19 protein-coding genes are annotated in these 22,709 nt (G+C 62.3%); 7 read left to right on the forward strand and 12 right to left on the reverse strand.

What is annotated here, in order from left to right; genetic code table 11:
• Positions 1–26 precede the first annotated feature (26 nt).
• Positions 27–749: a DUF2270 domain-containing protein gene (locus IB238_RS06140; RefSeq protein WP_192244488.1), complete on the forward strand. Its 723-nt coding sequence runs from the start codon at positions 27–29 to the stop codon at positions 747–749.
• A 59-nt stretch (positions 750–808) separates the two neighbouring features.
• Here the strand turns inward: IB238_RS06140 and IB238_RS06145 are convergent, their stop codons facing one another.
• The 4 genes from IB238_RS06145 to IB238_RS06160 form a co-directional block, all read right to left on the reverse strand.
• On the reverse strand, positions 809–1,075 hold the full coding sequence (locus tag IB238_RS06145; protein ID WP_192244490.1) for an aspartate-semialdehyde dehydrogenase: 267 nt from the start codon (positions 1,073–1,075) through the stop codon (positions 809–811).
• A gap of 156 nt (positions 1,076–1,231) precedes the next feature.
• Entirely contained in the window at positions 1,232–2,062 is an 831-nt protein-coding gene (locus tag IB238_RS06150; protein ID WP_192244491.1) for an ABC transporter permease, read from the reverse strand.
• A complete protein-coding gene (locus tag IB238_RS06155) occupies positions 2,059–2,862 on the reverse strand; it encodes an ABC transporter permease (RefSeq protein ID WP_192244493.1) in 804 nt (267 codons plus the stop codon). Before IB238_RS06155 ends, IB238_RS06150 begins: the two co-directional genes overlap by 4 nt.
• A 162-nt stretch (positions 2,863–3,024) precedes the next feature.
• Positions 3,025–3,810, reverse strand: coding sequence for an ABC transporter substrate-binding protein (locus IB238_RS06160; protein WP_192244495.1), 786 nt, complete (start codon positions 3,808–3,810; stop codon positions 3,025–3,027).
• A gap of 361 nt (positions 3,811–4,171) precedes the next feature.
• Here IB238_RS06160 and IB238_RS06165 point away from each other — a divergent pair, with 361 nt between their 5' ends.
• The gene (locus IB238_RS06165; RefSeq protein ID WP_192244496.1) at positions 4,172–6,235 is read left to right on the forward strand and encodes an OmpA family protein; all 2,064 of its coding nucleotides are present in this window, start codon (positions 4,172–4,174) and stop codon (positions 6,233–6,235) included.
• Between the two features lie 419 nt (positions 6,236–6,654).
• On the opposite strand, the gene mobB is transcribed toward IB238_RS06165, so the two are convergent.
• The gene (gene mobB, locus IB238_RS06170) at positions 6,655–7,173 is read right to left on the reverse strand and encodes a molybdopterin-guanine dinucleotide biosynthesis protein B (RefSeq protein ID WP_192244498.1); all 519 of its coding nucleotides are present in this window, start codon (positions 7,171–7,173) and stop codon (positions 6,655–6,657) included.
• A complete protein-coding gene (gene mobA, locus IB238_RS06175; RefSeq protein ID WP_192244500.1) occupies positions 7,170–7,823 on the reverse strand; it encodes a molybdenum cofactor guanylyltransferase MobA in 654 nt (217 codons plus the stop codon). Before mobA ends, mobB begins: the two co-directional genes overlap by 4 nt.
• Positions 7,824–8,316: 493 nt before the next feature.
• On the opposite strand from mobA, the gene IB238_RS06180 reads away from it, so the two are divergent.
• On the forward strand, positions 8,317–10,854 hold the full coding sequence (locus IB238_RS06180) for a methyl-accepting chemotaxis protein (protein ID WP_192244502.1): 2,538 nt from the start codon (positions 8,317–8,319) through the stop codon (positions 10,852–10,854).
• 57 nt (positions 10,855–10,911) lie between these two features.
• Here the strand turns inward: IB238_RS06180 and IB238_RS06185 are convergent, their stop codons facing one another.
• Positions 10,912–12,684: an adenylate/guanylate cyclase domain-containing protein gene (locus tag IB238_RS06185; protein WP_192244504.1), complete on the reverse strand. Its 1,773-nt coding sequence runs from the start codon at positions 12,682–12,684 to the stop codon at positions 10,912–10,914.
• A 205-nt stretch (positions 12,685–12,889) separates the two neighbouring features.
• On the opposite strand from IB238_RS06185, the gene IB238_RS06190 reads away from it, so the two are divergent.
• Positions 12,890–13,321, forward strand: a complete 432-nt coding sequence (locus tag IB238_RS06190; protein WP_192244506.1) for an OsmC family protein — start codon at positions 12,890–12,892, stop codon at positions 13,319–13,321.
• 81 nt (positions 13,322–13,402) lie between these two features.
• On the opposite strand, the gene moaA is transcribed toward IB238_RS06190, so the two are convergent.
• Positions 13,403–14,392, reverse strand: a complete 990-nt coding sequence (gene moaA, locus IB238_RS06195) for a GTP 3',8-cyclase MoaA (RefSeq protein ID WP_246723597.1) — start codon at positions 14,390–14,392, stop codon at positions 13,403–13,405.
• Between the two features lie 198 nt (positions 14,393–14,590).
• On the opposite strand from moaA, the gene IB238_RS06200 reads away from it, so the two are divergent.
• Positions 14,591–14,965, forward strand: coding sequence for a DUF971 domain-containing protein (locus tag IB238_RS06200; protein ID WP_192244510.1), 375 nt, complete (start codon positions 14,591–14,593; stop codon positions 14,963–14,965).
• Between the two features lie 5 nt (positions 14,966–14,970).
• Here IB238_RS06200 and IB238_RS06205 read toward each other — a convergent pair whose 3' ends face one another.
• Positions 14,971–15,438 carry a MarR family transcriptional regulator gene (locus tag IB238_RS06205; protein ID WP_192244512.1) on the reverse strand — a complete coding sequence of 156 codons (468 nt, stop codon included), beginning with the start codon at positions 15,436–15,438 and terminating at the stop codon, positions 14,971–14,973.
• Positions 15,439–15,485: 47 nt separating this feature from the next.
• On the opposite strand from IB238_RS06205, the gene IB238_RS06210 reads away from it, so the two are divergent.
• Positions 15,486–16,394, forward strand: a complete 909-nt coding sequence (locus IB238_RS06210) for an alpha/beta fold hydrolase (protein WP_192244514.1) — start codon at positions 15,486–15,488, stop codon at positions 16,392–16,394.
• Between the two features lie 70 nt (positions 16,395–16,464).
• Entirely contained in the window at positions 16,465–17,073 is a 609-nt protein-coding gene (locus IB238_RS06215) for a pyridoxamine 5'-phosphate oxidase family protein (RefSeq protein ID WP_192244516.1), read from the forward strand.
• Between the two features lie 21 nt (positions 17,074–17,094).
• Here IB238_RS06215 and IB238_RS06220 read toward each other — a convergent pair whose 3' ends face one another.
• The 3 genes from IB238_RS06220 to IB238_RS06230 form a co-directional block, all read right to left on the reverse strand.
• Positions 17,095–18,333 carry a GGDEF domain-containing protein gene (locus IB238_RS06220; RefSeq protein ID WP_192244518.1) on the reverse strand — a complete coding sequence of 413 codons (1,239 nt, stop codon included), beginning with the start codon at positions 18,331–18,333 and terminating at the stop codon, positions 17,095–17,097.
• Between the two features lie 117 nt (positions 18,334–18,450).
• Positions 18,451–21,114: an alanine--tRNA ligase gene (gene alaS / locus IB238_RS06225; RefSeq protein WP_192244520.1), complete on the reverse strand. Its 2,664-nt coding sequence runs from the start codon at positions 21,112–21,114 to the stop codon at positions 18,451–18,453.
• 410 nt (positions 21,115–21,524) lie between these two features.
• A complete protein-coding gene (locus IB238_RS06230; RefSeq protein ID WP_192244522.1) occupies positions 21,525–22,595 on the reverse strand; it encodes a GGDEF domain-containing protein in 1,071 nt (356 codons plus the stop codon).
• Positions 22,596–22,709: the final 114 nt, after the last annotated feature.

The following is a 22,709-nucleotide window of genomic DNA, read 5'->3' on the forward strand; positions in this document are numbered from 1 at the left end:
CAAAAGAGGAATTAGGAGGAAGGCCGATGGCGGGCGAGGTGACCGCGCTTTCCACGCAACCGGACGAGGGACAGATTCCGTCGCCACATCTTCCGGCATCGTCGACCGAGGCGATCAATCTGATGGTTCACTACTATCGTGGTGAACTGGGGCGCATGGCGGGCTGGCGTGACCGGATCGATCGTACGACGAACTGGGCGATCACGGTGGTCGCCGCCATGCTCTCTATTTCGCTTTCGACGCCGAGTTCGCATCACGGTGTACTGCTTTTCGCCATGCTGCTAATTTCGCTCCTGCTTCTGATCGAGGCGCGGCGCTACCGCTTCTTCGACGTTTATCGGGCGCGGGTGCGGCAGATCGAGAAGAAGTACTTTGCGGAATTCCTCGAGCCGCGCGGCGATCTGTCTACCGACTGGGCCGCGGCGATCGCCAAGAGCCTGCGCAAACCGGAGTTTCTCATCGGCTATCGGGAGGCCGCCTGCCGCCGGCTGCGACGGAACTATTCCTGGATGTACCTGATCCTGCTTCTCGCCTGGGCGCTGAAGATCTCGTCCTCGACGATGACGGAGGCCGGGCCCTTCGACGTCGCGCTGTCCGTCCATCAGGTGCTGAAGAACGCAGCCCTCGGCCCCATCCCCGGCGGTGCCGTGCTCGTCATCGTCGCCGCGTTCTATTTTCTCGTTGTCGCAGCCGTTCTGCACGAGGAACCCTCCGAGGGGGAACGCGTGCGCGGCGAGGCGCATGTCTAGCGCAACCGCCATGATCCGACGCACTGCCTGGCGCGACGGTGACAGTGGTCGAACTGGTGTCAGTGCAGGATGAACTCTCCCTTCAGCGTCCTCCATTCGGTCGCGGAGATCAGCTTTCTGTGCACATAGCGCACCGAATGAAGCGGTCCATCGAGCTGTTCTTGCCAGAACTTCAGGAACTGGCGCATTTCGGGAAACTCCGGAGCAAGGTCGTAATGCTGCCAGACATAGGTTTGCAGCAACAGCGGATGGTCCGGCAAGTGGTAAAGGATCTGGGCCGTCGTCAGGCCGTAGCCTTTCAGCTGCAGTTCCAAGTCCTGTGTCATCAGGGACCTCAATTAGTCGGAATGATGGTCCCTATGATTGAGCCACGGGGGTAGTAAATCAATCGTTGATTTTTACATGGTGTGAAAATTAAACGTGCAAAATCAGAACCTTGGCAGCAGTTTCAGCCGAGTGCTGCCAAGAAAAGCCTCAGCTTCTCAGCGCTTGAGGTGACGGGTCAGCCGCGCTTCCAGCCATGCCCAGAGGTTGCGCATGATCTCGACGATCATCAGGTAGAGCAGCGCTGCCCAGAGATAGGTCTGGTAGTCGAAGGTGCGCGAGAAGGCGCGCCGCGTTTCGCCCATGAGGTCGAAGACGGTGACGATCGCGACGATGGCCGAGCCCTTGATCATCAGGATGATCTCGTTGCCGTAGGGTCGAAGCGCCACGATCAGTGCCTGCGGCAGGATGATCTTGAAGAACGTGATCCGCTTCGGCAGTCCGAGTGAGGCTGCCCCTTCGTGCTGCCCGCGCGGCACGCTCTCGATGGCGCCGCGCAGGATTTCGGCCTGGTAGGCGGCGGTATTGAGGGTGAAGGTGAGCAGCGCGCAGTTCCAGGCATCACGGAAGAAACCCCATAGGCCAAGCGCCTTGAGTTCCGCCGAGAAACTGCCAAGCCCGTAATAGACGAGGAAGAGTTGCGTCAGCAGCGGAGTGCCGCGGAAGAAATAGACATAGGCGAAGGCGGGCCAGGAGAGCAGCTTGTTTTTCGACATCCGGGCGAAGGCGAGCGGCAGCGAGACCAGCGCCCCGAGCGAGATCGAAATTGCGACAAGCAGCAGCGTCACGCCAAGGCCAGAGAGGTAGCTCGGGCCGTACTTGGCGAACTTGGCCGGGTCCCAGCCATTGACCACGGTCAGGAATATGCCGACGGTGAGCGCCAGCCAGACGCCAAGCGCAACGCTGCCGACAAACCGCGACAGCGTATAGGGTTGCGGCGGGGCGGGTGGCGGAGCCTGCGGCGGAATGAGAGTGGCAGCAACGCTCATCGTCCGACCTCCGAACGTTTGACGCGCCTTTCGATTCCCGCGAACGCGATCGACGAGAGGAACGCGAGGACGAGAAAGAGAACACACGCGATGCTATAGAACAGGAAGGCTTCCTTCGTGACGCGCGCGGCAATACCCGTCTGGCGCAGGATATCGGACAGGCCGACGACGGAGACCAGCGCGGTGTCCTTCAAGAGAGCCATCCAGAGGTTTCCGAGGCCGGGCAGAGCGATGCGGACGAGTTGCGGCAGCACAATCAACCGCATGGTGCGGCCTTCATGCAGGCCAAGCGCGTAGCCGGCCTCGTACTGTCCGCGGGGAATCGCCTTGAATGCTGACAGCAGAACTTCGGAGCAATAGGCTGAAAAGACGACGCCGAGCGCGATCATGCCGGCGAAGAAGGCATTGATCTCGATGGCTTGTTCATATCCGAGTGCGGAAAGCAGATTCTGCACGACGATCTGCAGCCCGTAATAGACGATGAAGAGCGTCAGCAGTTCCGGCAGGCCGCGGAAGATGGTGGTGTAGATGTCGGCGGCAAGGCGCAGCGAGCGCTCTTCGGACTGCTTGGCAAGCGCGATGAACAGGCCGAGCAACAACCCGATGGGCAGCGTCGCCAAGGCGAGACTCGCGGTAACGAGAAAGCCGATCGCGATCTCGTCGCCCCAGCCGCTATCGCCGCAGGCCAGCAGCGTATCACTGGCGAACCAGCGGAATACGCCGGCCGGACCGCACAATGGGTCGATCAATCTGAGAAACGCGGAGATCGCCTCCGCGATGGCGGAAAAGAACCCGCTCATACCAAGTGTACCCCCGGCGCATTTTGTGCGCTCATCGCTGCGGCGCTTCACTACGCCTTCTGTTTAAGGCAGTTCTCAAACAAAAAAGACGGGAGGGCAAGCCCTCCCGTCCATACAAACCCGCATCAGGTCATAAAATCCCCGCATAAGCGGGAGCGCTGATTAATCTTCGCCGTAGACGTCGAAGGGGAAGTACTTGGCGTTGATTTCCTGGTACTTGCCGCTCGTGCGGATACCCTGGATCGCCTTGCTGAACTTGTCGGCCAGATCGGTTTCGCCCTTGCGGACTGCGATGCCGGCGCCGGCGCCGTTGATGACCGGATCGACCGGCAGCGTGCCAAGCAGCTTGCAGCAAGCGCCGTCTTCGGTCTTCAGCCACTCCGACAGAACCACGACGTCATCAATGACGGCGTCGACTCGGCCATTGGCGATGTCGAGCTTGTACTCGTCGGCGGTCGGATAAAACTTCAGCTCTGCGTCCTTCATATGCGCTTCGGCATAGTTCGAATGCGTCGTCGACCCCTGTGCGCCGAGCGATTTGCCGGCGAGCGCTTCGGCTGTCGCAGCGGTAATCTCGGAATCCTTCGGTACGACGATCGCCGGCGGCGTGTTGTAGTACTTGGCCGAAAAGTCGACCTTCTGCTTGCGCTCTTCCGTGATCGACATGGAAGCGATGATGGCGTCGAACTTCTTGGCTTCGAGTGCCGGAATGATGCCGTCCCAATCCTGGGTGACGAAGGTGCATTCGGCCTTCATCTCTTCGCACAGCGCCTTGGCGATATCGACGTCGAAGCCCGTCAGCGTGCCATCGGCTTCGAGGTTGTTGAAGGGCGGGTAGGCGCCTTCGGTGCCGATGACAATCTTTTCACCATCGGCCATCGCAGCACCGGCAAGAAGCGTGAAGGCGGCAGCGGACGCGGCCATGGTGAGATGTTTGGAAATGCGCATTTTGATCCTCTCTGTTTACGGCCGCCGGCTTCTTGATGTTATCGGCGGTTCCCGGGCGGATGCAGTAGGTCCGCGTGGCGGCGATAATCGACTGCTTTTGCCCCAAAAAGCAACAGGCATTTGGTGTTCCTCTTAAAGCAAGCCAGGGTTGTGAGGTGAATTGTTAGACCGTAGCGGAACGACGCTACGGGTCGATGCGTTGCCTGAACATCGAGCAACGACCTGTTCATCACGAGTTCAGGCCGCAGTCGGTAACAATTACGCAGGCAGGTGGAATCCGAGTGCCGATCGAACAAAGATGGTGCGGGCCGGCTGATCACCCTTCGCGACGAAGGAAACACGGGAATACAAGGAAGACATAATGGGTAATCGAACCAAATTGCTCGCTACGGTAGCGCTGCCGATCGCATCTATCATCTGGCAGTCGGCCGATGCAGCACCGTTCCATGCGATGCAGCCGGCCGCGGCGACGCAGGGCGTGATCCTGGTTCAATCCGATGAAGGACAGCTTTCCGAGGAAGAACTTCGCAAGCTTCGTCGCAAGCAGCGCCAGGAGGCGCAGCAGGGCGAGCAGGAGCAGCAATCCGACCGCCAAAAGGCCCGCGAGGAGCGGCGCAAGAAGCAGCAGGAGCAGCAGGCCGAGGATCAGAACCGCGCCGCCGAGGAGCAGCAGCAGTCCGACCGGCAGAAGGCCCGCGAGGAGCGCCGCAAGAAGCAGCAGGAGCAGCAGGCCGAGGAGCAGAACCGCGCCGCCGAGGAGCAGCAGCAGTCCGACCGGCAGAAGGCCCGCGAGGAGCGCCGCAAGAAGCAGCAGGAGCAGCAGGCCGAAGAGGAGAACCGCGCCGCCGAGGAGCAGCAGCAGTCCGACCGGCAGAAGGCCCGCGAGGAGCGCCGCAAGAAGCAGCAGGAGCAGCAGGCCGAAGAGCAAAACCGCGCCGCCGAGGAGCAGCAGCAGTCCGACCGGCAGAAGGCCCGCGAGGAGCGCCGCAAGAAGCAGCAGGAGCAGCAGGCCGAAGAGCAGAACCGCGCCGCCGAGGAGCAGCAGCAGTCCGACCGGCAGAAGGCCCGCGAGGAGCGCCGCAAGAAGCAGCAGGAGCAGCAGGCCGAAGAGCAGAACCGCGCCGCCGAGGAGCAGCAGCAGTCCGACCGGCAGAGGGCCCGCGATGAGCGCCGCAAGAAGGCAGAAGCCGAGCGCGAAAGGAGGGCCGACGAGGAAAATCGCCAGAGGCCTCGGCGCGAGCGTGATCCGGAGCGCGAACGGATCGCCCGTGATCCGTCGAAGTCCGTGGACACCATTGAACTGCCGGTCGTTGGCGGCGCCGCCGTGCTCGACAGTGACAAGGACGCGGACAATCGCGGGGCCGGTACGCGGGAAGAGCGCCGGAAGCGCCGCGCGGAAGAGCGCCGGGAAGAAGAGCGTCGAAATGCACGGCACTTCGTGCCGTCGTCGGACGCCGATGCGCAGATCGACCGGGATGGCAATCGCCGCCGGCCGGTGCGATACGAATCTATCGAGCGCGAGCGCGGCGAGCGTTTCGATCGGCGCCCCGGTTACAGGGATCTGGATCACGTCCGCATCGACCGGCGTGAAGATAATCGTGTGATCTACAATATCGACAACCGCACGTTCGTACGCAACTACGACGGCGATAGACTGTCGCGCCGTGCGGAGGATACCTATTACGAGAACCTCAGCGGCGGGCGCGTGCGCGAGACGATCGAGCGGGATGGCGGCATCCGCGTCGTGACCATTCGTGACAGCTATGGTGAAGTCATCCAGCGCTCGCGTTTTGTCGGCGATCGGGAATATGTGCTCTACTACGTTCCCGAGGTCGACTACGTAGAAGAACGCATTCCCTTCCGCGACCCGGGCCTGTACCTGCCGCCGATGCGCCTGACGGTTCCGGTCGAAGACTACATCATCGACACCTCGAGCGACTATGACCGCGACTACCGCGCCTTCCTGGAGGCGCCGCCGGTCGAGGCGGTCGAACGGGTCTACACGCTCGACGAAGTGAAGTACTCGGCCCGAATCCGCGACAAGGTGCGTCGTATCGATCTCGATACCGTCACGTTTGCCACCGGCAGCGCCGAGATCTCGATGGAGCAGGCTTCGACACTGAGGCGCGTTGCCGATGCGATCAACGAACTCCTAGACGAGAACCCCGGTGAAACCTTCCTGATCGAGGGGCACACGGACGCCGTCGGTTCGGACGATTCGAACCTGATCCTGTCCGACGAACGCGCCGAATCGGTCGCCAACATCCTGACTGATGTCTACGACATTCCGCCGGAGAACCTGTCGACGCAGGGCTATGGCGAGCGCTACCTGAAGGTCCTGACCGAGGGCCCGGAACAACTCAACCGCCGCGTCACGATCCGCCGCGTCACTCCGCTGGTCAAGCCGGTCGCATCTGCCGAGTAAGAGGCGACGTCAGCGTGATTTCATAGAGGCCGCCGGAGCGATCCGGCGGCCTCTTGCTTGCTGACAAAGCCCCGCTGCGCCAGCTTTGACCGTCATGCCGGGCTCGACCCGGCATCCAGCGCGCCCAAGTCCTTGAGCGCACAAGACCCTTTCGCGCCGCGTCCGCGGCGCGGCTGGACCCCGGATCACGTCCGAGGTGGCGGAAGGAGGGGAAGCGCCGGGCGCCCAACCCGTTTGTCAGCGGCCTCTTGTCGGGGCCGCGTGCATTGCCGTTGCTGTAGCCGGCTCACGCTCTTTGGAAACGGCCCAGGTGGCATCTGGTTGCGGCGTCCAAGCCAGGCAAGTAGGCGATAGGACAATGTGCAATCAGGTGTGCGGGTCGTAGCGCTGCATCCTGACGCTTCGATTTCAGGTGCTCCTCACGTGGGCAGTCCGACGGTCACAAGAATGAAATCAGCGATCGCCTCGGTGTCGTCGAGGTCGAAGACGGGCAGGGCGGTGTCCGTCACCGAATGGTCGGCGGCGATGGCGACGACGTGCGGATCCTGCGCATCCAGCGGTGTGCGGTTTGCCGATTCGAGACGCCGCGCCTCGATCTTCGGGATCGGTTCGCGCTTGTAGCCCTCGACCAGCACGAGATCGCAAGGGGCGAGACGTGCCAGTACCTCTTCGAAGCCCGGCTCGGGATCACCGCGCAGCTCATGCATGATGGCATAGCGGGTGCCGGAGACGATCGTCACTTCCTGCGCGCCGGCCTCTCTGTGGCGGTAACTATCTGTGCCGGCCTTGTCGATATCGAAGTCGTGATGGGCGTGCTTGATGGTCGAGATGCGATAGCCGCGCGCAACGAGTGTTTCAACGAGGCGCGTCGTCAGCCCTGTCTTGCCGGAGTTCTTCCAACCGGCAATGCCGAAGACGCGGGGTTTTTCGTCGGTCATGGTTCGAGCGTTCCAAGCCAGCTTTCAGCCAGGGCGAGTTCTTCCGGCGTATTGATGTTGAAGAAGGGATCGAAAGGTCCGCGCGGCGTTTCCCGATCCGGAAAGTGTACCTGGCTGGCGCCATGCCTGTCGAGCCAGGTCCTCAGTCGCAGCGATTGGCCGTCCCGGAGCCAATCGGCGAGGTCGTCGGCAAGTGCGACGGGCCAGAGGCCGAAGACGGAGTGCAGGCCGCCGGAGGAGGAGGCGACCGCGATGCGTTCGGGGTGGTCGATGGCGGCGCCAAGACGCGCCACGAGATCAATCGGGAAGAATGGGCTGTCCGTCGGTACGGTGGCAACGTGCGTTGCGAGGGGGTGGTGTTCGCGCACATGTGCGAGTGCAGACAGAATACCGCCGAGTGGACCGGAGCGTTCACCGCCGAGATCGGCGAAAACAGGTGCGCCGAGCGTACATTCGACCGCAAGCGGCCCGTTGGCGCTGATCGCGACAGACGACACCTGCAGGCCAAGGCGCTGGACGGCGCGGACGATCAACGATACGCCGCCGAGACGGACATGCGCCTTGTCCACACCCATGCGGGTGGATAGTCCGCCGGCGAGTATGACGCCGGGGATCTCGCTGCTGCGCAATGGGGGTACGTTGTGTTTCATGAACCTCGCTCGGTAACGGTCCTGACCCTAGCGCCTGACACCTTGAAGTATAGCGGCGCGTGCGACTTTTCGCGACGCGGGGCGTATTTTGAAGATGTCCGCTCCATGGCGACGGCCATGAAGAGAGCGCCCTTGTGATTGGCTGACAGGCTCATGCTGCGATTCCTCGGACAGGTTGTCTCCTCATAGTCGCGATCACCCCTGGCCGCCACAGCAAGAAATTAGGACGGAAGTACGGACGTTCCAGCCGTGAAATCGCGTGAAGCAGAAACGCTTTTCAATACCTCCGGTTGATTTCGCATTTCATTAAGTTTCAGCGACTATCGTCGCGTCACCCACAAGACCATCGCATGACGCGACGGATGGCGGGCGCGCGGCAAAGTCGTCGGGCCCCTTGCTGGTGACGGCGTATGCTGCATCGGCTCTTCACAGAGGCGGGACGTCCGCCACCGGACGGGTATGAGGTCGGAATAATAATAAAGCCGGGGAACCCATGTCCTTCATCGATCGCCTGTTGCAGCGACGTCGTATCGTCACAAAGGTGCTGCTTTTCGTTGTCCCACTGGTCGTCCTGATCGCCGGGATCGGTCTGGTCGGTTTCTTTACCGCGAGAACACTGAACGGCCACATGACCGTGACGCGCGAAACCATCAACAGCCTGTCGGACTTCCAGAAGCTCAGGACGGCGTTGCAGGACTTCGTCGATCATCCGACCGAAGAGAGCCGCAGCGCACTGGCCGAGCGCATCGACGATCAGGAGGCGGGTATCCGCACGCTGGACGGCCTGCTGCCCGACCCGGGTGAGAAGGCGAAAATCGCGTCGGTGGTGGAGTTGGCCGGCAAGATGCGCGCCCAGGCGGATCTCCTGTGGTCGATCCGTACCGAGCAGGAAGCGATCACCGCAGCGCTCGAGGCGGCCCTTGGCGACATGACGGCACAGGGCGAATTCGCACAGAAGCAGATTGCCGTCATCCGCAGTGAATCGGATGGGAAGGAAAAGTTCGCCAAGACGCTGCTGTTTGACGCCGCCGCTTACCAGAGCCTGGCTGTTCGCCTCGGCAAGTTCCGCAAGCCCGTGGCGCTGGCGATGAAGCCGGAGGACAAGATCAAGGCCGCGGGCTCCTACCTGCCGCAACTTGTCAGGCAGGTCGGAGAATCAGAGAAGATCGCTTCACCGAAGGCGCGGGAGCAGTTCGCCCTGCTCAAGAAGGAGATAAAGGAAATCCAGCGGATCCTGACGAGCAGCGACGATCCGGAAACCAAGAAGCTGGCGTTCACGCCGATCCTGTCGAAGCTCGCCAAATTTGATGCCGATTTCCTCAAGGCAGCCCAGGAGAATTCGGATACGGCCGCCCAGCGCTTCGTCGGCATGGACAGCGAGATCACGCTTCTGAAAACGCTGATCTCGCTCATGGGCGAGACATTCAAGTGGGTTGAGACCACGCGCCTGCACATCAGCGAGCTCCATCGCAAGCTTGATCACGAGAGCCGCGACCTTGTGCTCGCCGACACCGCGGGTGTTGCCGCGCGTGCGGTCCAACTGTCCGATCTCGGCGGCAAGAACGCCACCCTGCGCGACCTTGCCGACAAGCTGGCGCCGCCGCTTGAGTCGATCGACAAGGGTTCAGAGGATCTGATCGCCATCGGCGATCGCTGGCGGCAAGCTCGCACCGACGCGCGCGCGCTCGTTTCCGATGCGAGCCAGACGCTGGAGACCTTCGTCAGCAGCGCACAGGAAGCAGGCAAAAAGGACAGCCAGCGCTCGGCAAACGTCTCGATCATCGCCATGGTCGCAGGCACGCTGCTTGCCATCGTCGGCGGCCTGATGCTGGTCGAGACGCTGCGTGGCCCGCTGAAGCGCGTCACCGAGGTCATGTCGCGACTGGCCAGTGGCGAACTCGACGTTCCGATTGACGGCCGCAATCGCGGCGACGAGATCGGCGACATGGTCCGTTCGGTCGCGGTATTCCGTGACGCGGCCCTCGAGAACGTTCGCCTCGAGCAGGAGGCGGAGGCACAACGTGCGCAGACAGCCGAGGAGCAGGCCCGCCGCGCCGCCGAGCAGGCCCGCATCGAGGCGGAGCAGATGGAAGCATTGAGCGCGCTGGCCGACGTGCTCGGGAAGCTTGCCGCAGGTGACCTCGAGGAGAGCATGACGGAGGCGCTGGCCGCCGAGTATGTCGCCATGGCCCGGACCTACAACAACGCCGTCGAGGCGTTGCGGGCCACCCTTTCGGATGTTCGCGCGACGACGGTCGAAATCAGTGGCGGCGCCGGCAACCTCGCATCCTCGGCCGACGATCTTGCCCGCCGCACCGAGCAGCAGGCGGCCGCACTGGAGGAGAGCACACGCGCGCTTCGCCAACTGACCGACATCGTTCGCTCGACAGCCGAAAGCGCCCAGCGGACTGCAGTTTCCGTCGACGAGACCCACACCTACGCGATCCGCTCCGGTGAGGTCGTGGCCAAGGCGGTCGACGCAATGGCCGAGATCAACCGGTCCTCGGAAAAGATCAGCACGATCATCGGCGTTATCGACGAGATTGCCTTCCAGACGAACCTGCTCGCACTCAACGCCGGCGTTGAAGCTGCGCGCGCAGGCGAGGCGGGCAGGGGCTTTGCGGTCGTTGCCCAGGAAGTGCGCGAACTTGCGCAGCGCTGCGCCGGAGCTGCACGCGAGATCAAGGGGTTGATCTCCGACAGTTCCGCCCAGGTTCGCAACGGCGTGTCTTTGGTTGAGGAAACCGGCAAGGCATTGAAGGTCATCAACGAGCACATCTCCTCGATCCATCAACTCGTCGGCAACATCGAGCAGGCGGCTGCGGCGCAGTACGAGGGCCTGAGCGAAGTGAACCAAGCGGTTCACCAGGTCGAGCTGATAACCCAGCAGAACGCGGCGATGGTGGAAGAGAACACAGCCGAGATCCATGGGTTGCGCAGCCGTGTCGAGGTGCTGAACCGGAAGATTGATCACTTCAAGACACGCGACCTCGACCGCCGCGACGGTTACGGGGACCACTACGCGGCTTGAATTCCGGTCGCTTTAACGAAAGGGCCCCGCAACGGTCGCGCCGTTGCGGGGCTCCCGTTATACGGCAATCCCCAGTTGCCGTAGCCCCTCGACGCGCCGTTCGAAATCGGCGGGATTCTTGAACGGCAGTAGCTTCCGCCGACGTTCGACGGAAAAATCCGGTTCGAGCCGCATGACCTGCGCCCATGCCTCTTGCCCATTCTCTATGCGCCCGAGATGGCCCTGGCATGACGCGAGCAGCGCGTAGGCCGTCGTTGCCTGAGGATTGCGCGCGAGCCGCTTCGTCAGTGTGTCAGCCGCGAGATCGAACCTTCCGAGCAGAAACTGCGCCTCTGCGAGAAATTGCAGAGCAATTTCAGGGTAGAGCGGATCGAGCTTCATGTAGGTGTCGAGCGTCTCGATCGACTGGGCCGGAAGCCCGTTGAACATCTCGATGTGCGCCTTCAGCATATGGCCTTCTGCCGAACTCGGGGCAAGCGCGATGCAGCGTGAGACCGATTCGAGCGCCTCGTCCGGTTGCTTGCTCCACAAAAGGGCGATCCCGAGGACAAAATGGCCTTCCGGCATTCGCTCATCGAGGGCGATGGCACGGCGTGCCAGGTCGAGGCCGGTCGAAAGAATTGTGTCGGGCTCGGCGGTCCAGCCGTTGATATAGTCGTTTACATGCGCCATCGCGGTAAAAGCGTAGGCCGCCGCGCAGTTCGGATCGATCTTAAGTACCTCAACCATCAAGGCGCGTGCATTGGTGTTGCCGGCCCGCGTATGGAGCCAGACCTGCTCACGTCCTCGCAGGAAGCACTCGTGCGCGGTGACGTCAGCAACGGGCTTGTCGGCGATGCGGTCCCGTTCCGACGTCGTCAACCGCACCTTGAGCGCGGCCACGATGTGCTGGGTCATTTCGTCCTGCACGGCAAAGACGTCGGTCAGTTCGCGGTCGAACCGCTCGGCCCAGGCGTGCCCGCCCGTTGCCGCGTCGATCAGCTGCGCGGTGACCCGTACCTTGCTTCCTGCTTTGCGCACACTCCCTTCGAGGATATAGCGGACGCCCAGTGCCGCAGCGACCTCCCGCACCGAAACCGGGCTGTTCTTGTAGGCGAAGGAGGAATTCCGGGCGATGACGTGCAATTCTGACAGTTTGGCCAGATCCGTGATGATGTCCTCGCTGATGCCGTCGGAGAAATACTCCTGGTCCGCATCTCCGCTCATGTTGTTGAAGGCGAGGACTGCAATCGAGGTCTTTTCCAACGTCGCCGGCCAAGGGCGGGCCGCGGCCAGGTCGAGGGCAGCGGTGTGGGGCACATTGCCAGCGACTAGGCAGAAAACCTCGATCGGGCGGGCGATGTTCTTTACCGATTGTGATCCGCGGCTTTCGATTCCGACGGGAACCTTGTCACGAACCTGATCGGCGGCGGAGCGGGAAATATAGATGCCGCCAGGCTGCGCGAGTGCTTCGAGCCTTGCCGCGACATTGACGCCGTCGCCGTAGATGTCGTCGCCGTCGACGATGACGTCGCCGACATTGATGCCGATCCGGAAGCGGATGCGCGCGTCGGCAGGAGCGTCGCGATCGTGCTCGGCCACCAGCTTCTGGATTTCCATCGCGCAGGTCACCGCCTCGACGGCGCTTGCGAACTCCAGCAGCGCCCCGTCGCCCATCAGCTTGACCATGCGGCCGGAATGGCGCGCGATGGCAGGGTCGATCACGCCGAAGCGCAGCGCCTTGAGGCGCGCCAGCGTCCCGGCCTCGTCAGCCTCCATCAGGCGCGAATAGCCGACGACGTCGGCCGCAAGGATGGCAGCAAGCCTGCGCTGAACCCGCTCACCGGTCATGACGAAGCCTCTTGCTGGCTTTCATGGCGAACGCGTCGCCACAGAGAAACTGTAGCCCCGATCGACCGATCTGGCTATCGCCGACAGGCGAGCGTTCCGGTGCCTGAAACCCCAAAACAAGCCGGGGCCGCCACGGACCGATTTTTGGAGTACATCGACTGCGATGGCACTATATGATGACTATCGTCATGACAGGAGAATTTGCATGAAGGCGCGTGTTAAATGGGTCGAGGATCGGACCTTCATCGGCCAGTCCGGAAGCGGGCACACGGTCGTTTTGGGAACGGCTTTCGGGGAAGAGGGGCGGACACCCGGGCCAAGCCCGATGGAACTGATTCTGATCGGGACAGGGGGCTGCACCGCCTACGATGTCGTCCATATCCTTGAGAAAGGTCGCGAAAAGGTCGAGGACTGCGTCATCGAGATCGATGCCGACCGCGCCGAGCAGGAACCGAGGGTCTTTACCCGCGTCCACATGCACTTCACCGTCAAGGGCCGCAGCCTAGCGGCAAACAAGGTCGAACGCGCCATAGCCCTGTCGCTCGAAAAGTACTGTTCGGCATCGGCGATGATTGCCAAGAGCGCGACAATCACCCACGACTTTGCCGTCGTCGACACCAGTGTCGAACCGGCCTAAGCGGCCCGCGGGTCGACTGCAACTCGCCTGAGACTGCAGTTGGCGCGATGTTGTTCCGCACGCGCCAACTGTGTGATTTGTTCAGCCGCCCGTTACGCTCATATGGCGAGCGACGGCGGGGCGCCGGTGTTCTCGGTCGATGATGAAGTCGTGGCCCTTGGGCTTGCGGCCGATTGCCTCGTCGATCGCCTGCGACAGGAGCGCGTCATCCTCGGAGGCGCGCAGCGGCAGACGCAGGTCTGCGGCATCGTTCTGACCGAGGCACATGTAGAGCGTGCCGGTGCAGGTGAGGCGTACGCGATTGCAGCTTTCGCAGAAATTGTGCGTCATCGGCGTAATGAAGCCGAGTTTGCCGCCCGTTTCCTCGACGGTGACATAGCGCGCCGGTCCGCCGGTGCGGTAGTCGATGTCGGTAAGGGTGAATTGCTCGGCGAGGCGTTGGCGCATTTCCGAAAGCGGCAGGTAGTGCTCGGTGCGATCTTCCTCGATCTCGCCCATCGGCATGGTCTCGATCAGGGTCAGGTCCATGCCGCGGCCATGCGCCCAGCGCAGCATGTCGGGGATTTCCCGATCGTTGAAATCCTTCAATGCCACGGCGTTCAGCTTGATCTTCAGACCGGCGGCCTGCGCCGCGTCGATGCCTTCCATTACCTTCGTGATGTCGCCCCAGCGCGTAATCGCGCGGAACTTGTCGGGATCAAGCGTGTCGAGCGAGACGTTGATGCGGCGGACACCGCAGTCGGCAAGTTCCGCCGCGTGCTTCGACAGTTGCGAACCGTTCGTGGTCAGCGTCAGTTCATCGAGCCGGCCGGCCTCGACCTGCTGGCCGAGTTCACGCACGAGATGCATGATGTTCTTGCGCACGAGCGGCTCACCGCCGGTCAGCCTGATCTTGCGCACACCCTTGTCGATGAAGGTGGTGCAGAGCCGGTTCAGTTCCTCCAGCGTCAAAAGATCCTTCTTTGGCAGGAACGTCATGTTCTCGGCCATGCAGTAGGTGCAGCGAAAGTCGCAGCGATCAGTGACGGAGACCCGCAGGTAGGTGACGGCGCGACCGAACGGGTCGATCATCGGAGCCGTTGAGGGAGCCAGCGCCGTGGCCCTGTCTGTTGTTCCTGCAAAGCTATTCACGTCTTCCTCCGTCCTGACCGGAATGTCGGATGTGCCGATCCGACCGTCAAGATCACGGCGACATTATCGCATGAAATTGTATCTTGCCTATGCGACGTGTGCGGCATAGTGCTGCCTGAAAGCGCGTGGAGGACGAAGATGAGCGAGCAATGGCCGACGGAATTGCGGGTATCCAAGGACCGGCAGCGGCTGATGGTCGCTTTCGACGACGGGCAGCGCTTCGAGCTGTCGGCGGAGATGCTGCGGGTGCTTTCCCCGTCTGCGGAAGTGCAGGGGCACGGACCCGGGCAGCGCGTCACCGTGCCGGGCAAGCGCAACGTCGCCATCATCTCGGTTGCGCCGACAGGCAACTATGCAGTGCGAATCGGCTTCGACGACCTCCACGACACCGGAATCTACACCTGGAGCTATTTGCGCGAGCTCGGGGAAAAGGGCGAGGAACTCTTTGCCGCTTATGAGCAGGAGCTTGCCGAGAAGGGTATGACGCGCGACCGGTCCGAAAAGCCCCGCTGAGGCAGTCAGTTTTCGTCGCGCTCTTCCTTCAGCAGCAGCGCGATGATGCCTTCCATGGCATCCGCCATCGCCATGCATTGCTCGACCGGCGTCTGCGACAGGGTGCGTTCGATCAGAGCCGTCTGGATCGTCATGGCTTCTTCCGTGACCGCGGATCCTGTATCCGTCAGTGATAGGCGCAGGACCCGCCGGTCCTTCTGATCCGGCGAGCGCAGGATCAGCCCGCGCTTTTCGAGCTGCGGCAGAAGCATGCTCATATTGGAGCGCCCGACCAGAAGCTTGCGGGCCAGCTCCTGCTGCGAGATTCCCGGAAAGCGATAGAGATTGATCAGGATATCGAGATGCGGCGTCTTGATATCCAGGTGAGACAGTGCGCGACCGAGCGTCTGCTGCATCAACTGGCAGGCGCGGGCGACGCCGATCCAGCTTCGGAAGCGCGGATGGTCCCATGGAAGGGCTTGCTTTTTGTTCATCCTTGACCTTTATTGTTCATCATTGAACAGTTTAAGGGACACGCACTATGGCATCTTTCGCCCTGAAGGTCATCCGCCGAGCACTCGGCGCGACGGCTGCCGTCTCTCCCGAGGCCGCGGGCCGCATAGCCTTCCGGATTTTCACGACAACCCCCTCCCGTCGTCCGGCACACGAAAAGGAGCGGGTCCTTCTGGCGCAGTCGCAGGGGTGGATGCGGCAGGCGGAACGGGTGCCTCTCACTTTCGCCGGCGGGCGGGCGATGGCGCATTGCTTTCGCGCCAGGGCCTGCGAATCATTCAAGGGGCGGGTACTGGTCGTCCATGGGTGGGGTTCTCGCACGGATTATCTCTCGGCGTTGACGTCCGGGCTTGTTGCTGCGGGGCATGAAGTGGTCGCGCTTGATCTTCCGGGGCACGGTGCGTCACCCGGTAGGACGCTGACCCTGCCAATGGCTGTACAGGCAATCGATGCTGCCTGGCTGCGCGTTGGCGGTTTCGACTACTTCTGCGGCCATTCCTTCGGCGGCGCCGCACTCGGCTGTGCGGCCATGGGTCTTATTCCCTCGGTGCCCGCCCATATGCCGCGCCGGCTGGTGTCGATCGGCTCGCCGAGCGAAATGACGTGGCTGTTCAAAGGGCTCGGCAAGATGCTCGCCCTTGGAGCGCTCGCCCAGCAGGCCTTCGAAGAACGGATCGAAGCGATCGCCGGCGTACCGCTCTCGACATTCGATGCCGCGCGCTCGGCGCGCTCGCTGCAGGTGCCGATGCTCGTCATTCATGCCGAAGACGACAAGGAGGTTCCCGCCAGTCATGCGCGGCGCTATGGGGAGGCGGGGCCGAACGTCACGGTGCACTGGGCAAACGGCTATGGGCATCGCCGCATCGTCTCGGCGGAGCCGGTGATCGATCGGATCACGGCGTTTTTCGCAGAGGACCGACAAGCGGCTGTGGCCTGACCGCTTTGCGTCATGCGGTTGTCATGCAAGGATGCGATCGGCTGTCGAGCAGCTTGAGTCGGAGTTCGCCATGACGATCGTGACATCCGTGGAACAACTGAGCGCCCTTTATGGCGAGCCGGGCGAGGCGTCACTGGTCAAGGTGACAGACTTCCTGTTGCCGGAGTATCGGTCGATGATCGAGGCTTCGCCATTCATGGCACTGGCGACGGTCGGGCCGGAAGGTCTGGACTGCTCGCCGCGCGGCGATGCCGGCTGTGTGATCCACATCGAGGATGAACGCACGCTGATGCTGCCGGACTGGCGGGGCAACAACCGGGTCGATTCGCTGTCCAATATCGTGCGGGATCCGCGTGTGGCGCTGTTGTTCCTCATCCCGGGCTCGAACACGACAATGCGCGTCAATGGGCGCGCGGTACTGCGGATCGACGAGGCACTTACCCGACGCTTCGAGATGGACGGGCGCCATCCTCGCTCGGTGGTGGTGATCACAATCGAAGAAGTCTATTCGCAATGCGCCCGCGCGGTGTTGCGCGCCGACCTCTGGAATCCCGAGACATTTCGCGACCCCAGTTGCCTGCCGACGGTTGGGCAGATGCTGGCGTCTGCCAAGAAGGGTTTCGATGGCGACACTTACGACCGCGAATGGCCGTCCCGTGCTGCCAAGACGATGTGGTAGCTTCGCAAGGCTAGGGGTGCGCTAACGAACTGCCGAAAGCGGCGCGGTAACTTCGGGCGCAAAGTCGCGCATCCGACCGGCCACCTGCTTCAGGCTGTCTGCGGGGCCGGCGACGCTGACGCAATTGCGGCCGTCCTGCTTTGCCCGGTACAACGCGCTGTCGGCATCCGCAACGAGGTTGTCGATATTACCACCGTTCTGCACTGCCGAGGCGAGCCCCACGCTGACGGTAACGGAGATCATTGAGTCGTAGTGGCCGATGGAAAGCGCTGCCACGTCCGCACGGATCGTGTCGGCGAAAGCGAGCGCCTCGTCCAGATCCAGTTCGGGTGCAAACAAGGCGAATTCCTCTCCGCCGAACCGGCCGAACACCATCTGTTCGCCAAGCTTCGCGTTCACAGCGGAGGTGAACCGTCGCAATACCTGGTCGCCTGCCATGTGGCCATGCGTGTCGTTAATCGACTTGAAATGGTCGAGGTCGAACAGCATCAGCACGCCTTCTTCCGGTCGGCGTCGAAGTTGTTCGGCAACCTCGTCCATCAAGGCGCCGCGATTGAGGATCCCGGTCAAGGCATCCGAACGAGCGGCGTGGCGGAACACGAATTCGCTGCGTTCCTTTATCAACACCAGAATTCCCATCGAGACGATCAACGTATGAAGGAAAATCTCGAGCGCGAAAGCGGCAAGCCAGGGCGAAACGGAGGGGGTAACGGGCTCCGGAACCGGCGCGAGTATGGCAAAGGGAATGCGTAGCGCGTAGATCGCGGCATGGGTTGTGAGCAGGAAGGCGACAATCCAGCGCGAGGGCAAGGCATCCCGCCGTCTGCCACGCAAAAGCTGGCTCGCCATTGCCAGAGAATAGGCCGAAACGATCAACGACATGAGCATGATGCGCATGTTCATGTCGGCTGCAAATGTGTCTGACAAAGAATAGGCAGCTGTCCAGGTTGCCACGCCCGCAGCGACTGTTAGGTGGGATACGCGCTGATCGTCGAAGGCGCGGAATCCGGCCCAGGACAAGGCATAGCCCAAAGCAGCAAGGCCATTGCCCATCCCGATCGAAATTTCTGGTGCTACCACCCCCCGCAGCGCCAGCAGAAAGCTGGCGGCTGATCCGACCCACATTGAAACGCACCAGTAACCTGCAGCGACTGCGCCGCGTCCCGCGAGCCAATGCTGCGTAAGGAAGATGGCAACGACAAGCGTCGACAGAAAGGTGCAGACCATCAAGGTCGGAACGCTGATGAGAACTTCGAGCAAGGAATCACTCTCCTTCGGTGGGGCGACACTAGCACCGAAGGTTGAACGTTTCGCAAATGAAAACGGCGGGATAGACCCGCCGCTTCAGTCTCATTCGCTGCTTTTTTTGGGTATGCACTAGCCGGCGATCGCCGCAGCGACGGATTCGATCGCTTCGCCGGCGCGCTGCCCATCTGGTCCGCCCGCCTGAGCCATGTCCGGACGACCTCCGCCGCCCTTGCCGCCGAGTGCGGCCGAAGCGATGCGGACGAGATCGACGGCGCTGAAGCGCGCGGTGAGATCATCCGTGACAGCGACCACGGCACTTGCCTTGTCGTCGGCCGAAACGCCGACGAAGGCGACGACGCCGGAGCCCAGGCCCTTCTTGCCTTCATCCGCCAGCCCCTTCAGGTCCTTCGGCTCGACGCCGGTGACGACCTTGCCGAGGAACTTGACGCCAGCGATCTCGCGAACGGCCTCCGCACCGTTGCCGCCATCGCCGGCCAATGCGAGCTTCTTCTTTGCTTCCGTCAGTTCGCGCTCGAGCTTGCGGCGCTCATCGAGCAGCGCCTCGACGCGCGACTGGACCTCGGCGGGCTGAACCTTGAGGCTGGCGGCAAGCGACTTCACGCGCTCGTCCTGCTCGGCGAGATAGGCGCGTGCAGCTTCGCCGGTCAGCGCCTCGAGACGGCGCACGCCGGCCGCAACCGCACTCTCACCGACGATGCGGACGAGACCGATCTCGCCGGTGGCGCCCACATGCGTGCCGCCGCAAAGCTCGACGGAGTAGGCCTTGCCGGCCTTGCCGCCGCGAATGCCGGTTCCCATCGATACGACGCGGACCTCATCACCGTACTTTTCACCGAAGAGCGCCATCGCGCCCTCGGCAATGGCGTCGTCCACGCTCATCAGTCGCGTCGTCACCGGCGTGTTTTGCACGATGATCTCGTTTGCCATCTCCTCGACGACCTTCAGTTCGTCGGCCGTCATCGGCTTCGGATGGGACACGTCGAAGCGCAACCGCTCAGGGGCAACCAGCGAGCCCTTCTGCGTGACGTGGGTGCCGAGCACCTCGCGCAGCGCCTCATGGAGAAGGTGCGTGGCGGAATGGTTCGAGCGCAGGCGCGCGCGGCGTGCGTGGTCGACGTCCAGGGCGACAGCGTCGCCGACCTTGAGCGAGCCCTGTTCGACCACTGCAATATGGACGAAAAGGCCGTCGGCCTTCTTCTGAGTGTCGGTGACCGACAGGCGGGCGTGGTCGGTGCTGATGACACCCGTATCACCCATCTGGCCGCCGGACTCACCGTAGAACGGCGTCTGGTTCAGGACGACCTGCACCTTGTCGCCAGCCGATGCAGCCTCGACGGCGGCTCCGTCGCGTACGATTGCCTGCACCACACCCTCGGCGGATTCAGTGTCGTAGCCGAGGAAGTCGGTCGCGCCGTGCTTTTCGCGCAGCTCGAACCAGATCGTCTCGGCTGCGGTATCGCCGGAGCCGGCCCAGCTCTTGCGGGCCTCGGCCTTCTGGCGCTCCATTGCATCGCTGAAGCTGGACAGGTCGACGCCGATGCCGCGGTTGCGCAGCGCGTCCTGCGTCAGGTCGAGCGGGAAGCCGTAGGTGTCGTAAAGCTTGAAGGCGGTCTCGCCATCCAGGATATCGCCCTTGCCGAGATCGGCTGACGCATCCGACAGCAGCGACAGGCCGCGTTCCAACGTCTTGCGGAAGCGTGTTTCCTCAAGCTTCAGCGTTTCGGAGATGAGCGCTTCGGCCCGCACGAGTTCGGGATAGGCGCGGCCCATCTGCTGTACCAGTGCCGGCAGGAGCTTCCAGATCAATGGCTCGCGAGCGCCGAGCAACTGGGCATGGCGCATGGCGCGGCGCATGATGCGGCGCAGCACATAGCCTCGGCCTTCGTTCGACGGCAGCACGCCGTCGGCGATCAGGAAGGCCGAGGAACGCAGGTGGTCGGCGATGACGCGGTGGCTGGCGCGGTGTTCCGGGTTGTCGGCGGCAACGCCCGTCGCCTCGACGGAAGCCTCGATCAGCGCACGGAAGAGGTCGATGTCGTAGTTGTCGTGCTTGCCCTGCAGGAGGGCCGCGATGCGCTCCAGCCCCATGCCGGTGTCGATCGACGGACGCGGCAGGTCAATGCGCTCTTCCTTCGTCACCTGCTCGAACTGCATGAAGACGAGGTTCCAGATTTCGATGAAGCGGTCGCCGTCTTCTTCCGGCGAGCCGGGCGGGCCGCCCCAGATATGGTCGCCGTGGTCGTAGAAGATCTCCGAGCACGGGCCGCAGGGGCCGGTATCGCCCATCGCCCAGAAATTGTCGCTGGTCGGGATGCGGATGATACGGTTGTCGGGCAGGCCGGCAATCTTCTTCCAGAGATCGAAGGCCTGGTCGTCTGTATGGTAGACGGTGGCGAGCAGGCGATTCTTGTCGATGCCGAATTCCTTGGTGATCAGGTTCCAGGCAAGCTCGATCGCCCGCTCCTTGAAATAGTCGCCGAAGGAGAAGTTGCCGAGCATCTCGAAGAAGGTGTGGTGGCGGGCAGTATAGCCGACATTGTCGAGGTCGTTGTGCTTGCCGCCGGCGCGCACGCACTTCTGTGCCGTCGCTGCAGTGGAGTAGGGGCGCTGCTCAAGGCCGGTGAAGACGTTCTTGAACTGAACCATGCCGGCGTTCGTGAACATCAGCGTCGGGTCGTTGCGCGGCACCAACGGGCTGGACGGCACCGTCTCGTGTCCGTTCTTGCGGAAATAGTCGAGAAAGGCCGACCGGATCTCATTCACGCCGCTCATTTTGCGTCCTTCATTCCCTCAGACGTCCGGGCGCAGCCCTGACTTTGATCACACATTCGATAGCTCGCCGCCGATCCATACCGTTTCACCGCTTGCCGCCGAAATATGGGCAAAGGTTCCGGTCGCGTCTGGTCGCGCAAGCGATGCCGCTTCCGTCACGGGTTCGAGGGCGAGTGGACCGCCGGATCAGGCTCTTCGGCCTTGGCCAACCTGCGGCGCGAATGCACCGTTCTCTTCCCGGACCTTGGAAAACTGAAGGCTTTTAGCGTTCGGCTTCTTCCCTGTCCAGACGGGAAAGCCGGCCTTCGCTTAGCGAGGGCCGGCTGACTTCCCGTGATGTTGATTTGGACAGGACCGGAGCCGGTTTCGGCGCATCACAACTACGATGCAATGAAACGAGGTTTGGCATACTACTTTCGGTAGATGAGCCAGCTCTTGGCGAATTCCTTCTTCATACCGTCTTCGAAGGCCATGGCGCGATTGCGTCCGCCGTTCTTCGCGCAATAGAGCGCGGTGTCGGCCTTGCTGTAGAGCTCGGCCGGCCCCTCGGCCTCGTTTGCCATGCAGACTCCCAGCGAGATTGTGATGGGGCCGTAGTTGACGCCGGTCTTGGAGTTTCTGAAAGGGGTGTGTTCGAGCGCGAGGCGAACGCGCTCGACGATCAGCATCACCTCATCTTGATTATTGCCCTCGATGATCATGGCGAACTCCTCGCCGCCGGTGCGGGCGATGAAAATATCCTTGCGAACGCTCGCCCGAATCACGCTTCCCACGGAGGCGAGGATCTTGTCGCCAACCGGGTGGCCGTAGGTGTCGTTGATCTTCTTGAAGTGGTCGATGTCGGCCAGCACAAGTGCTGTGACGTTGTGCATCATCGTATTGTTGTAGACAGCCGCAACCTTGTCGTCGAATGCGCGCCGGTTCGAAAGCTGCGTCAGGGAATCGGTGTTGGCGATCCGCTTGTATTCGTCCAACTCGCGACGGACCACGTCCATCTCGCGCGACTTCTGCACGACATCTTCCACCCGCTCCTTGCCCTCGGAGATCGTCACTCCCGTCGCCTCGGAAAGGACGGCGATCGCGCTCTTGATGATCTCGGAGCTGGAAACGTTCTTGTTGTTGATGCGGGTGTAGGTCTCATCGAGCAGGCGGTTGTAGTTCTCGAGCGAGCTCTGCTCCTGCTTGAGGAGGTGCAGCAGGCTTTCGAGCTGGGAAACCATCTTGTCGTGCGCGCCGTTGATGGCCTCGGCGCGATGATGGTGGCCAAAATGCTTGGTCCCGATCGCGTCGAGCTCCTCCTGCGTCGCCTTGTTACCGAGCGCGGCGATCTCGCGTGTCAGCTGCGGGCTGGAGCCAATGTAGGCCTCATAGAAGAGTTCGTAGTTCCGCGGGATCGGCGCCACCCCCATGATGCGCATCGCATAGGTCACCTGGGCCGCGATGTCCGGCACCTGTACCTTCTGCGCTAGCGGCGTGTTCATCGGCGGCTCCTGTCATGGTTCCTGCGTTCGGATGGGTCAAATTAAGGATGAAAGATTTGGGAATGATTAACGATCCTGTGCGTGCCAATGCGTTTTGCCAAGAAAAAGGGCCCC

The sequence above is a fragment of the Rhizobium sp. ARZ01 genome (assembly GCF_014851675.1).
Classification (GTDB): Bacteria; Pseudomonadota; Alphaproteobacteria; order Rhizobiales; family Rhizobiaceae; genus Mycoplana.